The 15798-nt window shown below is 58.9% G+C and carries 10 protein-coding genes; 6 read left to right on the top strand and 4 right to left on the bottom strand.

What is annotated here, in order from left to right:
- Positions 1–22 precede the first annotated feature (22 nt).
- The 3 genes from SynPROSU1_RS02070 to SynPROSU1_RS02060 all read left to right on the top strand — a co-directional run bounded on the left by SynPROSU1_RS02070 (position 23) and on the right by SynPROSU1_RS02060 (position 4792).
- Entirely contained in the window at positions 23–514 is a 492-nt protein-coding gene (locus tag SynPROSU1_RS02070; RefSeq protein WP_186571328.1) for a photosystem I reaction center protein subunit XI, read from the top strand.
- Positions 515–623: 109 nt separating this feature from the next.
- Complete coding sequence (locus SynPROSU1_RS02065; protein WP_186571327.1) at positions 624–3758, top strand: efflux RND transporter permease subunit; 3135 nt, start codon at positions 624–626, stop codon at positions 3756–3758.
- A gap of 68 nt (positions 3759–3826) precedes the next feature.
- Positions 3827–4792, top strand: coding sequence for a cupin (locus SynPROSU1_RS02060; protein ID WP_186572180.1), 966 nt, complete (start codon positions 3827–3829; stop codon positions 4790–4792).
- An 11-nt stretch (positions 4793–4803) separates the two neighbouring features.
- On the opposite strand, the gene SynPROSU1_RS02055 is transcribed toward SynPROSU1_RS02060, so the two are convergent.
- Positions 4804–5532, bottom strand: a complete 729-nt coding sequence (locus tag SynPROSU1_RS02055) for a DUF3598 family protein (RefSeq protein WP_186571326.1) — start codon at positions 5530–5532, stop codon at positions 4804–4806.
- A gap of 136 nt (positions 5533–5668) precedes the next feature.
- On the opposite strand from SynPROSU1_RS02055, the gene SynPROSU1_RS02050 reads away from it, so the two are divergent.
- Complete coding sequence (locus SynPROSU1_RS02050) at positions 5669–6448, top strand: calcium-binding protein (protein ID WP_186571325.1); 780 nt, start codon at positions 5669–5671, stop codon at positions 6446–6448.
- A 57-nt stretch (positions 6449–6505) separates the two neighbouring features.
- Here SynPROSU1_RS02050 and SynPROSU1_RS02045 read toward each other — a convergent pair whose 3' ends face one another.
- The 3 genes from SynPROSU1_RS02045 to psaA form a co-directional block, all read right to left on the bottom strand.
- Positions 6506–7408, bottom strand: a complete 903-nt coding sequence (locus SynPROSU1_RS02045; protein WP_186571324.1) for a helix-turn-helix domain-containing protein — start codon at positions 7406–7408, stop codon at positions 6506–6508.
- Between the two features lie 253 nt (positions 7409–7661).
- On the bottom strand, positions 7662–9875 hold the full coding sequence (psaB, locus tag SynPROSU1_RS02040) for a photosystem I core protein PsaB (RefSeq protein WP_166017519.1): 2214 nt from the start codon (positions 9873–9875) through the stop codon (positions 7662–7664).
- A 22-nt stretch (positions 9876–9897) separates the two neighbouring features.
- Complete coding sequence (gene psaA, locus SynPROSU1_RS02035) at positions 9898–12201, bottom strand: photosystem I core protein PsaA (protein ID WP_166017663.1); 2304 nt, start codon at positions 12199–12201, stop codon at positions 9898–9900.
- A gap of 402 nt (positions 12202–12603) precedes the next feature.
- On the opposite strand from psaA, the gene SynPROSU1_RS02030 reads away from it, so the two are divergent.
- The gene (locus tag SynPROSU1_RS02030; RefSeq protein ID WP_186571323.1) at positions 12604–13941 is read left to right on the top strand and encodes a hypothetical protein; all 1338 of its coding nucleotides are present in this window, start codon (positions 12604–12606) and stop codon (positions 13939–13941) included.
- 69 nt (positions 13942–14010) lie between these two features.
- Positions 14011–15738 (top strand): precorrin-3B C(17)-methyltransferase, encoded by a 1728-nt coding sequence (gene cobJ / locus SynPROSU1_RS02025; RefSeq protein WP_186572179.1) that lies wholly within the window; start codon positions 14011–14013, stop codon positions 15736–15738.
- Positions 15739–15798: the final 60 nt, after the last annotated feature.

Raw genomic sequence — 15798 nt, 5'->3', positions numbered from 1 at the left:
AACCCCTCAGCACTCGTAACTCATGACTGTCACTCCTGCTGCTGATCCCTGCGTCGGCAATCTTGCGACCCCCGTCAACAGCGGTTATTTCATCAAGGGACTGATCAACAACCTGCCCCTCTACCGCCCTGGGATTTCCCCGAACTTCCGTGGCCTGGAAACGGGCGCAGCGTTCGGTTATCTGCTCTTCGGCCCCTTCACCATCTGTGGCCCTTTGCGTGCCACCGAGTATCAGCAAACCGCCGGTCTGCTGGCCGCCATTGGTGCTGTTCACATCCTCAGCCTGCTGTTCCTGTTGTACAACCAGCCCGGCAAGCAACCCAACATCCCCCCGGCAGACGTCACGGTTGAGAATCCTCCCGCCGACCTCTTCACCCGCACAGGTTGGTCCGACTTCACTAGTGGGTTCTGGCTTGGTGGCTGCGGCGGCGCCGTTTTTGCCTGGTTCCTCTGCAACACCGTTCACCTTCAGGATCTGTTCAAGATCGCTGCTGGTGTCTGGAGCGTCGGCTGAATTCATTCACCCGAGCTCTTCACCCAAACCATTCATCCCCCGGTTGCTTGCCCAGCAGGCAATCGGGGGATTTTTCCTGCCAAGATCCACACACTTTTGAGACGTCCAGGTGCGGTCGATCTCCCAGCCGTTTCTCCGACGGCCGGTCCTTACGGTCGTCTGCAGCCTGCTGATCGTTCTGGCGGGCTGCACAGCGCTGTTTGGCCTGGGGCTGGAGGATCTTCCGCCACTCGCGCCCACCCGCGTCAGCGTTAACGCCAGCTTCCCTGCGGCTTCGCCGGAGGTGGTGGAGCAGAGCGTGACACGGGTGTTGGAACAACAGCTGAATGGCCTTGAAGGGGTCGAAAGCATCAGCTCAACCAGCAGGCAAGGCGGCGCCAGCATCTCGTTGCGATTCAACGCGGGAGATCCCGAGCTGAATGCCATCAAGGTGCAGAACGAGGTCAACCTCGCCAGCCGCCGGTTGCCTCAAGCGGTGACGCGCCAGGGACTCCAAGTGCGTCGCTCCTCGGAAGATCTGTTGATGATCTTGGGGTTCAGCCACCCACCCGATCAATACGTCCCGACTTTTCTCACAGGTTGGCTGGACCAGACCCTGCGCGACGCACTGCTCACCACACCAGGCATCGGCGATGTGCAGATCTTCGGCAGCAGTGAACTCTCCTTTCGCCTGTGGCTGGATCCGCAACGCCTCGAACAAACCAACCTGACCCTTGGCGATGTCAGCCGAGCCCTGGCTGAACAGAATGTTTTGGCTGCCGTTGGCAGCATTGGCGCGGCCCCTGTTCCATCGGGCCAGCTGCTGAGCCTTCCGGTGGAAGCGGAGGGGCGCCTCCGCAGCAGGTCGGATTTCGAGAATCTCGTGTTGCGCCGGCTGGACAACGGCGGGCTGCTGCGACTGAAGGATGTGGGACGGGTTGCCCTCGGACAGCGCAACTACGGACGAGAGGCCATGAATTTGGACGGGGAGCGCTCCGTCGCCGTGGGGATCTACCAGCGTGACGGGGCCAATGCCCTGGAGGTGAGCAGGGCGATCAAGCGCAAGTTGCAGCAGTTGGGACCGAGCTTCCCGCCGGGCATCGAGCTATCGCTGATCGTTGATGTGGCCGACACGGTTGAGGCCAACCTCGATCGCACCTTGATCACTTTGCGCGATGCCGTGCTGCTGGTGCTGGTCGTGCTGGTGCTGTTTTTAGGCCGATGGCGCCTCGCCCTGATCCCAGGCCTCGCCGTGCCGGTGGCGCTGGTGGGAAGCCTCAGCCTGGTGAAACTGAGCGGTTCCAACCTCAACAGCCTGATCCTGTTCGGGCTGGTGCTGGCCACAGGAATCGTTGTGGATGACGCCATCGTTGTGAGCGAAGACATCGCCGGACGCATCGAACGTGGCGCCCCCCCCGACCAGGCTGCAGAAGATGCAATGGCCGAGCTGGCAAATGCAGTTGTCGCCACGTCACTGGTGTTGGCAGCCGTATTCCTGCCTGTCCTGCTGATTCCTGGATCGATTGGACGCCTCTATCAACCGATCGCCCTGGCCATCAGCGGAGCAATTCTGTTCTCCACATTGAATGCGCTCAGCTTCACTCCGATGGCCTGCGCCCGTGTGTTGGGTCCTGCTGGCGGCGGCCGGCTTCCTGGGGTCATCGGAAAGCTGAGCCGGTGGCTGCGGCGGGGAATGCACACACTCCAAGGTCACTACGCAAAGCAGCTCGACGCATGGCTACACCGCAAGCGGCTCATTTCCCTTGTGCTGCTGAGCGGCCTTGTCATCACGGCCTCTGGATTGGCCGTGATGCCGACAGCCTTCATTCCGGATGACGACCAGGGTCAGATCCGCGGCTACTTCACCCTCCCCGACGGAGCCAGTCTCGAGCGCAGCGTTGCCGTGATGGACGACATCCGTCGCATCGTCAGCGAAGAACCCCTGGTGCGCACCGGCAACTTTTATGCGGGTAGTTCCTTCGGACAAAGTGGAGAAGACCGAGGGTCCTTCTACCTCCGGTTAAAGGCACTCAAGGATCGTCCCGGCGTTGAGCAGAGCAGCAGCGCCATCCAACGCCGCCTCCGCCGCGACATTCAGCAACGGGTCGGAGATGCCAGGGTCGTACTGACCACCCCTCCTGCAGTCAGGGGCTTCAGCAGTGAATCAGGGCTCTCGCTTGAGCTGCTGGACCGCAGCGGCGGCCAATTGAGCCTGGACCAATTTGGCAGTGTCGCCGAAGCGTTCATCCAAACAGCGGAGGAGACGAACCGATTTGAACGCGTCAGCACCCGCTTTGATGCCAGTTTCCCCCGTTGGCGCCTGACCCTGGACCGCGACCAACTGGCCGCTCTCGACCTCGACTTCGGCGCAACACTGCGGGAAATCGGCACAGCCTTCGGTGGCCGCTACATCGACGACACCTTCGACGGCGGTCGGATCCGCTCGATTGTTCTGCAGCTGGATGGACGTGAGCGACGTCGACCCGAAGATCTCACCAGCCTGATGGTGCGCAACCGCAGCGGTGAGCTTGTGTCTGTGGCAACAGTGGCGAGATTGAGCCGAGAGGAGGGCGTCAACAACATTCGCCATTTCGGACTCAACCGGGCGATCCGCATCACCGCCATCCCCGCTCCAACGGTCAGCAGCGGTGAAGCCATCGACGCTCTAATCCAGGCAGGAGATCGGATTGGAGGCAACAACATCGGGTTGGCCTTCACCGGCCTGGCATTGGAAGAACAACGGGCTGGACAGGTGACCTGGGTGCTGTTCGCCCTCGGTGTGACTGTGGTGTATCTGCTTCTAGCCGCGCTCTACGAGAGTTTTATCGATCCATTCATCATTCTGCTGACGGTGCCGATGGCTCTGCTGGGAGCACTGATCGGCTTGAAACTGCGGGGTCTACCGCTCGATGTTTACGGCCAGATGGGACTCCTGGTGCTGGTGAGCCTGGCGGCCAAGAACGGAATTTTGATCGTGGAATTCGCCAACCAACGGATTGCAGCGGGCCTGGAACTGCGCCAAGCGGTGCTCGACGCGGCCGTGAACAGGATGCGTCCAATCCTGCTGACAGCCATCACATCCTTGGCGGGCTTCCTGCCTCTTCTGTTGGCGCAAGGAACGGGAGCCGCCAGCAGGATCAGCATTGGGACCGTGGTCTTCAGCGGACTGCTCGTGGCCTCTTTCCTTTCACTGTTTGCAGTCCCTGCCGTCTACCTGATGTTGAAGCGCGTCGAACACCAGCCCAGACCTAACAGTGCACCCTGAACGGCTGCAGCATGGCCCACCACGTAGGGTGCGGCCTCGAACCATTGGTTCTGCTCCTGGAAGGAACGATGACCATCACCCCGCGGGCGACCACGGCAACGAGTTCTCAGGCGCAGTTCTTTGACTACGGCTCAGCCGCCAATCCCTTGCAGAAGGGCCTGATCAGCACGATTCCCTACCGAAGCTTTTCGGCGAGTTTCTTCGATGAGCCTGGGACGGCCCTGCAATCTCTTGATTTGAGTGCTGAGTTGCACTGCGAGGGCCCGGCCACCGGTCCATCGCTCTGCGGCAATTTCATTCGCCTGGATCGAGGAGCACTGCGCACCAATGCGGATGCGACCAGTCAGCTGTTCTTTGTTGCCCGAGGCCATGGGCAAACCGAATCCTGTGGTCAAGTTTTTCACTGGAGCGAAGGAGACACCTTCGTTCTGCCCGCTGGCGGGGATGCGATCCACAGCAGCGAGACTCGCGCCGGCCTCTACTGGGTGCACGATGCCCCCCTGCTTCGTTATTTGGGCGTCAGCACAGTGAAGCCGGTGTTTGAACCCTGCTTCTACAGCCATCAAGATGCTCGCGCTGAGCTGGCTGCCATCGCCAGCAATCCTCGAGGAGCCAACGCCAATCGCGTGAGTGTGCTTTTAGGCAACGACGCATTCCCTCAGACACGCACCGTTACCCACACCCTGTGGGCCATGTTGGGAATTCTCCCCGCAGGTCAGATCCAACGCCCGCATCGACACCAGTCGATCGCTCTTGATTTTGCGGTGGCCTGCCAACCGGGGTGCTACACGATGATTGGCACCGAACTGGACGCAAACGGAATGATCCGCAATGGTTACCGAGAAGACTGGGTGACCGGTGCAGCCTTCGTGACACCCCCGGGCTACTGGCACTCACACCACAATGAGTCCGGCGTAGACGCCTACGTGCTGCCGATTCAGGATGCAGGACTGCACACCTATCTGCGGACGCTCGACATTGCTTTCAGCAACAGGGGCCGGGAGGACGATGGAGCTTTGAGCAAAACCCCCTGACCGGAACAACGTCAGCGGATGAGCAGCTGGTGATCCACCGACGTCAGCGCACCGTTGTCTCCATAACGGCGCGTGATTCGCTCAAGGCGGGTCGGACTCGACACCCAAAGCGCTTCGATGCGGAATGTCTGGTTGGGATCAATCTGAAGCGGCGCCAGGAAAGCTCCGCCATCGGGCAAAAAGATCCACTGCTCAAGATCGTCCGCTTCAAGACGAAGGCCATCTCCTGGTGAGTTGATGTCGCAACGCCAGTCCCCCAATAGTTGATTGGCCTGCAAGGGAGGACACTCCACCGCTGAACTCCCGGCACGGAACTCACGGATGAGGATGATCCGATCCAGATGGCCCGCGCCGTCCCAGAGCAGAACCAAGCGGTGACGCCGTGGGCCGTTTAGGAATCCGAATTCGGCGTAAGGGCGCGACCAAGCCTGAGGAAACGATGCAATGAACAGGGACCCACGACAAAAGCTCCCAGTCGAAAAGAAGCAGAGTTCGGAGGAAAGGTTGCTGAAGCTCTGGCTGATCCGCTTCACCGGCTCGGCCATGGGCGGTGCAACGGGCTGGTGCTGCTGTTCAGACCAAAACAGCAGAGAGAGCTCAATGCTGACCCCGGATGGAGCTAGCGCCAGGGTCAGTTCAGATGGCTGAACATGTTGCAGCTGCAGCTGCTGATTGAACGTGGTGAAGCTCCCTTGCCAAATCCCGAGGTTGTACTGGAACAGAGTCCACTGATCCAGCATTCAGCTACTGCAACCTGGAGACCTTAGGCAGTAGGACTGCCGATAGCGGTTGGTCCAGAAATCACCGTTTTTGAGTTGAATTAGGCAAGACATCCACGCTGTTGCTACGAAGGAAGTTGACTCATCGACAACTTCCATGGGCAAAGGTAAGGGCAAAAACCACGTCCCAGACAAAGTCACTGATGGCCTAGACAACATTAAGGACGAAATCGAAGGATGGATCCCTGACCTTGACATCAAGGATCAACTAGGCGATCTGTATGACTCGATCCAGGACCTCTGGGAGAGGGGCTACGAGAATATCGATGTCAAGGGGAATTACATCGACCCCTGGACCGACAAAGTTCTTGACTACGCAGATTTCAACGTTGTTGTCCCAAAATCCAACAAGACTTTCGTTGGTGGGTCCAACAAGGATGACCTGATGTCGGGCCATTGGGAAAAGCACAAATACGAGGGAGGGAAGGGCAACGACAGAATCTTCACCTGGTATGGCAAAGACACCCTGATTGGTGGCAATGGCAAGGATCACCTCTATGCCGACGGTGACGACTGCACCATGATTGGCGGAAAGGGCAACGATTATTTCTACCTTGACGGAGATGCCACGGTCCTAATCAAGGACTATCGCAAAAAAGGAAAGGACGTTATCCGCGTGGACGGATACAACAAAAAACAGATCAAAATCAGCACTGAAGGCGGCAACTCATTGATCAAAGCCGGCAAAAAAACGCTGGCCAAGGTGGTGGGAGTCAAAAACCTCAACAAGAAACAACTGGATTACTCCGGAGGCAACACAAAAACAAAGAGCATTGACCATGACCATGACCACCATGGCCATGCGCATCATCGCAAAGCCGAGATGAGCGAAAGCGACGTGATCACCCAGATCTTCTCGCCCGTGGCTGATCTTTAAGAAGACGCCAACCCCACGTCAAGGCAGGCGCGGGCCAGAGATGGCCCGCGCTCTCCATCACCGGGACGCCAGCAAAGTTGTCCGCGGCGTCTCCGCAAAGAGATCGCGATAGGCACTTGCAAAGTGATTTCGACTTACAAAGCCAAAATGCTCAGCTGCCTGCTGGACGGTGTGGCACCCTGTTTGTTGCCGAAGGCCGGGACTAGTTAAGACTTCGTGCACTTGCTGCAACCGAATGCGACGCATCAAAGCCATCGGTCCGTAGCCAAACATTTCACGACAACTCACAGTGAGGGTTGTCTTGGTCGTGAATAGTGCCTGACACACCAAACCCAAAGAGACGGGTGCAGTGCTCGATTGAAAAGAAAAGCGAACCAACTCCTTCACAAGATCGCTGTGATGAGTCTTCTGCACAGGCTGCACAAGTGATGAACTCTCAGGCGAGAGAGACTCAATCAGCTGCGCCTCCAAAAGATCAGCCTGGAAAGGCTTAGGGACGTCAGCACCTTGCCAAGCAGGAAGCACCATCAACTGACGCAACTTGCGATGAACCATTGGGGAAAGAATGGCTTTGTTGTTATGTTCCATACGATCCGAGACCTCATGGGCACCCATCAGATCTGCCCAGATGTCAGCACGACGACGGTCGACAAGAACAGCCCCAATACAATTGCCACCTGGAGACGTTCTCATCAACGTCTCCGTCATTTTGGTGTTGAATCCAGCCAACGTATGCGGAGACAGGGACTCACCAAAATGGCGATGCTCCCTGTAGTTATCACTATGTTCAATCGTGAAAGGCAACCAGCGAGGGTGACGCGTTCCCTCCACCAACAATGCCTGATCCGCTTGCATCGAAACAAGCAGAATTCCATCCTGATGGTCAACTCTTAAACGACCATGCAGGGGACCTGGCGAAATCTGAACGACGTTGTAATCACATCCCAGTTGCTTCCACAAACGCGCACAGTCCCCAGCACTATGAAACAAGCGGTCACAGCAGGGCAACACAGCAGATGATGGCGCGTTTGGACGGATCAGATTTGTACCGAAGTTGCACTCGGACAATTTAGCCAAAGCCAACTGAGCTGATTGCAGTCAATGGCCAGATTCCAATGGAATGAAATCGGGAAAATAAAAATCCCCACCCGTAACACCGGATGGGGATCAATGAAACGAGGAACGACTCGTAGCAGGTTGAATCAGGAAAGAATCAACCGAACTTTCCTGAAGTCGAAGCTATCAGGAAGGCTGCGTACGTCAGTACATAGCCGACCGTGAAGTGGGCGAGACCAACAACACGGGCCTGAACGATGGAGAGTGCCACAGGCTTGTCGCGGTAACCCATCATGTTGGCGATGGGGCTGCGCTGATGTGCCCAGACAATGGTCTCGATCAGTTCCTGCCAGTAACCCCGCCAGGAGATCAGGAACATGAAACCGGTAGCCCATACCAGGTGACCGAAGAGGAACATCCAGGCCCAGACGGCCAGGTTGTTGCTTCCAAACGGGTTGTAACCGTTAATCAGCTGGGAGGAGTTGAGCCACAGGTAGTCGCGGAACCAGCCCATCAGGTAGGTGCTGGATTCGTTGAACTGAGCCACGTTGCCTGACCAGATCGCCAGGTGCTTCCAGTGCCAGTAGAAGGTCAGCCAGCCCACGGTGTTCAGAGCCCAGAAGACTGCCAGATAGAAGGCGTCCCAGGCAGAGATGTCGCAGGTACCGCCACGGCCGGGGCCGTCGCAGGGGAAGGAGTAGCCGAAATCCTTCTTATCGGGCATCAGCTTGGAGCCGCGAGCATCCAGGGCACCCTTCACGAGGATGAGGGTGGTGGTGTGCAGACCCAAAGCGATGGCATGGTGAACAAGGAAGTCACCAGGGCCGATCGGCAGGAACACATCGGTGTTGCCGTTGATGGCATCAAGCCAGTAGTGGTCGCCAGGAATGTTCTGGGACGCAAGGCTGGCGGAGCTGGAGGCATTGGAGAGCAGCACATCCATTCCATACATGGCCTTGCCAGAGGCGGCCTGTACGAACTGGGCGAAAACGGGCTCAACCAGAATCTGCTTCTCGGGGGTACCGAAGGCAACGACCACATCGTTGTGGACGTAGAGACCCAGGGTGTGGAATCCGAGGAACAGGGAGACCCAGCTCAGGTGACTGATGATCGCTTCTTTGTGCTCGAGCATCCGAGCCAGGACGTTGTCCTTATTGGCTTCGGGGTCGTAGTCACGGATGAAGAAGATCGCACCGTGAGCAAAGGCACCACACATCAGCGCAATGGCGATGTACTGGTGATGGGTGTACAGGGCTGCCTGGGTTGTGTAGTCCTTCGCGATGAAGGCATACGACGGCATCGAGTACATGTGCTGCGCAACGAGGCTGGTGATCACGCCAAGGGAGGCGAGAGCCAAACCAAGCTGGAAGTGCAGGCTGTTGTTGATGGTGTCGTAGAGACCTTTGTGGCCCGCACCCAGATCACCAGGAGTGCCCTGGGGAGGGTTGTGGGTTTCAAGGATCTCCTTGATGGAGTGACCGATACCGAAGTTGGTCCGGTACATGTGGCCGGCGATCACGAAGATGCAACCGATGGCCAGGTGGTGGTGGGCGATGTCCGTCAGCCAGAGAGCTTCTGTCTGAGGGTGGAAGCCACCAAGGAAGGTGAGGATGGCGGTGCCGGCACCTTCGGAACTACCAAAGACCTGATTCAGAGAATCGGGATTTTCGGCATACACACCCCAGTTGCCGGTGAAGAAGGGTCCAAGACCGGCGGGATGAGGCAGAACGTTGAGGAAGTTGTCCCATCCAACGTGCTGACCGCGGGCTTCGGGGATCGCAACGTGAACCAGGTGACCGGTCCAGGCGATGGAACTGAAGCCGAACAGAACAGCCAGATGGTGGTTCAGACGCGATTCAGCGTTTTTGAACCAGGCCAGGGAAGGACGGAACTTGGGCTGCAGATGCAGCCAGCCGGCGAAGAGGGCCCAAGCCGACAGGATCATCATGAAGATGGAACCCTGATACAGCTCGGCATTCGTCGTCATGCCGATTGTGTAGAACCAGTGATACAGGCCTGAGTAGGCGATGTTCACCGGGGAGGAAGCACCCGCCTGGGTGAAGGCGTCAATGGCGCCTTGACCGAAGTGGGGATCCCAGATTGCGTGAGCGATGGGGCGCACGTGCAGGGGGTCGGCGACCCACTGCTCGAAGTTGCCCTGCCAGGCGATGTGGAACAGGTTTCCCGAAACCCACAGGCCGATGATCGCGAGATGACCGAAATGGGTGGAGAAGAGCTTCTGATAGAGGCGCTCCTCCGTCATTCCGTCATGGCTCTCGAAGTCGTGAGCCGTGGCGATCCCGTACCAAATACGGCGGGTTGTCGGGTCCTGGGCCAGACCCTGGCTGAACGAAGGAAATTTCGTTGCCATTAGAGGGAGAGGTCAGGTGAGGTCAGCCGACCACAAGAATGTGGGCGTGGAAGAAGGCCCACGTGGTCGCAATTCCGCCCAAGAGGTAATGGGCAACACCCACGGCACGGCCTTGGATGATGGAAAGAGCACGGGGCTGGATGGCGGGAGCCACCTTCAGCTTGTTGTGAGCCCAAACGATGGACTCGATCAGCTCCTGCCAGTAGCCGCGGCCACTGAAGAGGAACATCAGGCTGAAGGCGAACACGAAGTGAGCGCCGAGGAACATGATTCCGTAGGCAGCCGTGTTCGAGCCATAGCTGTTGATCACCTGAACGGCCTGAGCCCACAGATAGTCACGCAGCCAGCCATTGATGGTGATGGCGCTTTGAGCAAAGTTGCCATTGGTGATGTGCGCGACGGAGCCGTCGGCATTCACCGTTCCCCAGATGTCGCTCTGCATCTTCCAGGAGAAGTGGAAGATCACGATTGACAGGGAGTTGTACATCCAGAACAGGCCCAGGAACACGTGGTCCCAAGCGGAGACCTGGCAAGTACCACCACGACCAGGACCATCGCAGGAGAAGCGGAAGCCCAGGTTGGCCTTATCAGGGATGAGACGGGAGCTGCGGGCGTACAAGACACCCTTCAGCAGGATCAGCACCGTCACGTGAATCGTGAAGGCGTGAATGTGGTGGACCATGAAGTCGGCAGTGCCGAGCGGCATGGGAGCCGCGGCGACTTTGCCGCCGACGGCGACCACCGAGCCGTTGAACACTTCACTCACACCCGCGAGGGCATTAGGAGCGGTGCTACCGGCAGCTGCGGCGTGCACGTTCTGAATCCACTGAGCAAAGATCGGCTGAATCGAGATGGCCGAATCGCTGAACATGTCCTGGGGACGACCCAAGGCACGCATGGTGTCGTTGTGGACATACAGGCCGAAGCTGTGGGCTCCGAGCCAGATGCAGACCCAGTTGAGGTGACTAATGATCGCGTCGCGAGCCTTGAGAACCCGATCGAGCACGTTGTCGATGTGCTTCGCGGGGTCGTAGTCGCGCACCATGGCAATGGCAGCGTGAGCGCCGGCGCCAACGATCAGGAAACCGCCGATCCAAATGTGGTGTGTGAAGAGACCAATCTGGGTGGGGTAGTCGATCGCTTGGTACGGATACGGAGGCATCGCGTACATGTGCTGAGCAACGATGATGCTCACTGAGCCGCCGATGGCCAGGTTGACCGCCAGCTGGGCATGCCAGGAAGTGGTCATGAACTCATAAAGTCCGTCGTGACCATTGGTGGCAGGGAACAGCAGGGGATCGCCCTTCTGGCCTTCGTGGATCTCCTTGATGGAGTGACCGATGCCCCAGTTGGTCCGGTACATGTGACCGGCAACGATGAACATCACGGCGATCGCCACATGGTGATGGGCGATATCCGTCATCCAAAGGCTTCCCGTCACAGGATTTAGACCACCTTTGAAGGTGAGGAAATCGCTGTAGGCAGCCCAGTTACCGGAGAAGAAAGCACCGACACCGGCGCTGAAGCCGGGGTACAGCTGAGCCAGCAGATCCTGGTTGAAGAATTCGTGCGGCAGCGGAATGTCAGCAGCGGAAGCGATGGTCTTGCCATTGAGAACCAGCGGCTGGCCGGCATCAATGGCATCCATCAACTTGGTGACAGGAGCCGAGACGTGGATCAGGTGGCCTGCCCATGACAGTGAACCGAGACCCAGCAGACCTGCCAGGTGGTGGTTCAGCATCGACTCAACGTTCTGGAACCACTCCAGCTTGGGCGCTGCCTTGTGGTAGTGGAAAACACCAGCGTTGAGCATCAGGCCGGCCATCACCAGAGCACCGATGGCCAAAGCCATGAGCTGGGTTTCACTGGTGATGCCCCAGGCCCGCCACATCTGGAAGAGGCCTGAGGTGATTTGGATGCCTTGGAACCCGGCACCCATGTCTCCATTGAGGATGTCTTGGCCAAAGACAGCCCAGACTTGCTGGGCACTTGGCTTCACATGGGTGGGGTCGGCAAGCCAACCGGAATAGTTGGAGAAGCGTGCGCCGTGGAAGAAGGCACCGCTGAGCCAGATGAAGATGACGGCCAGGTGGCCGAAATGCGCGGAGAAAATCCGCCGAGAGACCTCTTGCAGGTCGCTCGTGTGAGCGTCGAAGTCGTGAGCGTTGGCGTGAAGGTTCCAAACCCAGGTGGTGGTTTTGGGACCTTTCGCGAGGGCGCGGTCGAAATGTCCGGGCTTACCGAACAATTCAAAGGTTGCAGGATTGTCAACCTTCTCGACCTGGCTCTTCGCGTCACTCCCACGCTCTGGTGGGCTGATGGTCATCGAGTCGTTCCTCGAGGGACGGGATTCGAGGTGGTGGGCCACCCCTCCGGCGAATGGGAATCCACCGGGGCCCCGGACACCAATCCACAAGGAATCAGCGTCAGGGCGTCAGTGAGACAGGAAGCCGAAACCCCTTGACTGCACTGAAGCTGGGGCCCCACAGAGGGGACCGCTGGCGGAAGCATAGGTGCGGAGGTGGGGTTAAAGGGCACTGAGTTACAAAGGTTCAATCCCATGGCGGGCCAGTCAGCGACAGGCGTCTGCAGAAGGCCGAGAATCAGTCAAACAATGAAGATCTCAACCAGTAAGCAATACAATTTCCCTCAAATATTCTCCCTAAGTAACTAAAACTGTGACATTGAAGGGCTGATTGTTCAGAATGATCAGATCTGTTCATGCCCAATGCTTCGCCCTGGCCTGAAGTCGATATGGGCTGTTCTGCTGACAGCTGTGGTGCTGCTGAGCGCCGGATTGCCAGTTCATGCACGACCTGGATTCTTCAACCGCGATGTCGGCACCGGCGCGAAGCCCCTATCAAGCTCCACCCCCAGCGGGAAGCTCCAGGAAGTGGCCCCACCAGGGGCGGTGCAACAGCTGCGGCAGGAGCTGCAACGGCACCGTCCATCCCTGCGGTTGGTGGATCCAAGCAACGACACCATCGTGGCGACGCAAGAGCTTGAGCTGAGTTTCGAGATCGATGACTGGCCCCTGAACAACGACCCCGAACTGGGGCTGGGCCCCCACATCGCCATCCAGATCGATGACCGTTCTCCCCTACGGCTGAGCGATAGCGATGGCAACCGCCTGACGGTCCGCATTGACGATCTGGAAGCGGGCAGTCACCGGTTCAGCGCATGGGCTGCTTATCCCTGGGGGGAGGCCGTTCAGTCACCAGGGGCCTCCATCCAGGGCCGCGTCCACCTCTGGCAAAAACTTCAGGGCACGCAACCCGACCGGGATGCACCCTGGCTGGTTCCTGTTCCACCCGCTGGAGAACAAGGCCTGCAACCACTTCTGGTGGACTGGCTCCTTTGGAATGCTCCGCTCCAAAACCTGCGTGAGGGGGATGGACGCTGGCGTCTACGCATCAGCATTGATGGGGACAGCTTTCTGGTTGATCACCAGGAGGCCCTATGGCTCAAAGGATCGAATGGCGCAGGCAGTCACGACATTCAGATGGAACTTCTGAATGGGCTGGGCGAGCCGATCACACCCGTGTTCAACAATCAGCTGGTTCACCTGAAGGCTCCATCAGGTCCGAAGCCGGGCTGGATGCGATCGCGCCTCAATGAGAGCCAGCTCGCCCGCTTAAGCGGATCACCTGAGCCAGAGATGCCGGAAACGGTCGAACAACCGAAAGAGGCTCCACAGAAAGCAGAACAGCCACCACAACTGGCGCCAGTCGAGATCGAGATCGAAGCCGAGACAGAGACAGAGACAGAGACAGAGACAGAGACCGATCCCATCGCCCGCGAGAACAGCGATCACGAGCCCCCACAGTCGCCCCTGGCTCAGGACCAAGCCACGACAGAAGCCAGCCAGCCAACACCGACCAAGGAGGAGCCCGCTGACAACGATCCTCCAATGAACACCAGCGACAACACTCCACCGGTAGCGGAAAAGCCAACCGAATCGCTCGAACAGCCGGCCAAAGCAGAAGTCAAGCTGATGCCAAGCAGCAGCCTGGGAGGATCAGCGCGTGAGCTGCTCAACAGTGATGGGAGCTTGCGCAAGCCCTGACTCGGATTCCCTGCCCTGAACCCCACACCCGACGTGCCCTCCCTGGGGCTAGGACTCTCTACCAGCGCACTGCCGCTCTTGGAGCGCCTTTTGCTGCGCGGCCACATCGACCAAATCAAGGCGGTCGATCAAGACATCAAAGCCGCTCTTGATGAGCACTGGACAGCGCAGAACGTCGTGCTGATTGTTGGCGCCGTAGGGGCTGTGACACGCCTCATCGCCACTCGGATCCAGGGCAAAGAGCAGGATCCCGCCGTTCTGGTGCTGGATCCAAAGGGAACTTTTGTCATCCCTCTGCTGGGCAGCCATTCGGCAGGCGCCGAACAACGCGCTCGGGAGATCGCCATGGATCTGGGAGGGCAGGCCGTGATCACGGGCGCCTGCGCCCATGAAGGACGTCTCCCCCTGGATGCCTTTGGTGAAGCCTGGGGCTGGAGACGCAGGGGGTCGGTGGCGGGTTGGCGCGAGTTGATGGTGCGGCAAGCCCAGGGATTCAGCATCAGCGTTCACCAGGGCGGTGGATGTTCCGCCTGGCAAGGCCGCGAAAGCCAGCACTTGCTTGAAACCACGGCGCCAGAGGCTGCTGACCTTGTGATCGGAGCGCGCCTTCAGGGTGATTGCCAATGGCATCCAGCAACGCTCTGGATCGGCATCGGCTGCGAGCGCAACACCAGTCTGTCCCTGGTCGAAAAGGCCATTGCCGAGGCTTTAGCAACAGCAGGGCTGGCGCAGGAGGCTGTCGCAGGCATCGCCAGCGCAGAGCGCAAATCCGATGAACCGGCCCTGCAACAACTCAGCAAGACCAGAGCATGGCCGTTCCGAACCTTTGCAGAGCAGACGCTGGCCTCCATTGACGTACCGAACCCCTCCGAGGTCGTGCGCAGGGAAATGGGAACAGCTTCAGTGTCAGAAGCAGCGGCGTTGCTGGCTGCAGGCGACAAAAGTGTGCTGATCCAACCGAAGCAAATCAGCCGTCCCACAACAGGGGAACAGGGCGCTGTGACTGTGGCCATTGCCGAGGCTCCAATCCCCCACGCCCCCGGGCGGGGCGAACTTCACCTGGTCGGCAGTGGGCCGGGGGATCTGTCCCTGCTCAGCGGAGACGCCAAAGCAGCCCTGTCCCGTTGTTGCGCCTGGGTTGGCTACAGCCTTTACCTCGATCTTCTGGAGCCCCTGCGCCGTCAGGATCAGATCCGCTTCGATGGCCAGCTCACCCGGGAATGGGACCGCTGTGCCGAAGCACTGCGCCTAGCCCAACAGGGCGCCAAAGTTGCTCTGATCTCCTCCGGCGACAGCGGGATCTATGGCATGGCGGGATTGGCCCTGGAATTGCTGCTCCAGCAACCCGAGCAGGACCGCCCCAGCTTCTTGGTGCATCCCGGCATTTCGGCCTTCCAGCTGGCCGCCGCCCGGGCGGGAGCGCCACTCATGCATGACTTCTGCTGCGTGAGCCTCAGCGATCGCCTCACGCCATGGACCGTGATCGAAAAGCGACTGGAAGCTGCTGCAGCTGGAGATTTTGTCCTCGCCCTCTACAACCCCCGCTCCAAGGGCCGGGATTGGCAGCTGGGACAAGCCAAGCAGATCCTGCTGAAACGCCGCCCCCCAACAACACCGGTGATGCTGGCGCGGCAGCTGGGACGCGCGGAGGAATCCCTTCAGATCACCAGCCTTGAACGCTTAGAGCCTGAATCGGTGGACATGCTCACCTTGGTTTTAATCGGGAACAGCAGCAGCCGTGCCGAGGACGGCTGGATGGTGACACCGCGGGGGTACCCCGGGGCGAGCCTCCAATAGGAGAGGTTCCGATCCCACACCCAATGGCTGGACGCCATGAAGATTTTTTTGAGAAGGCGT

Origin of the sequence: Synechococcus sp. PROS-U-1 (assembly GCF_014279755.1) — a bacterium.
GTDB lineage: Bacteria > Cyanobacteriota > Cyanobacteriia > PCC-6307 > Cyanobiaceae > Parasynechococcus.
This window is presented reverse-complemented; position numbering and strand designations above follow the sequence as displayed.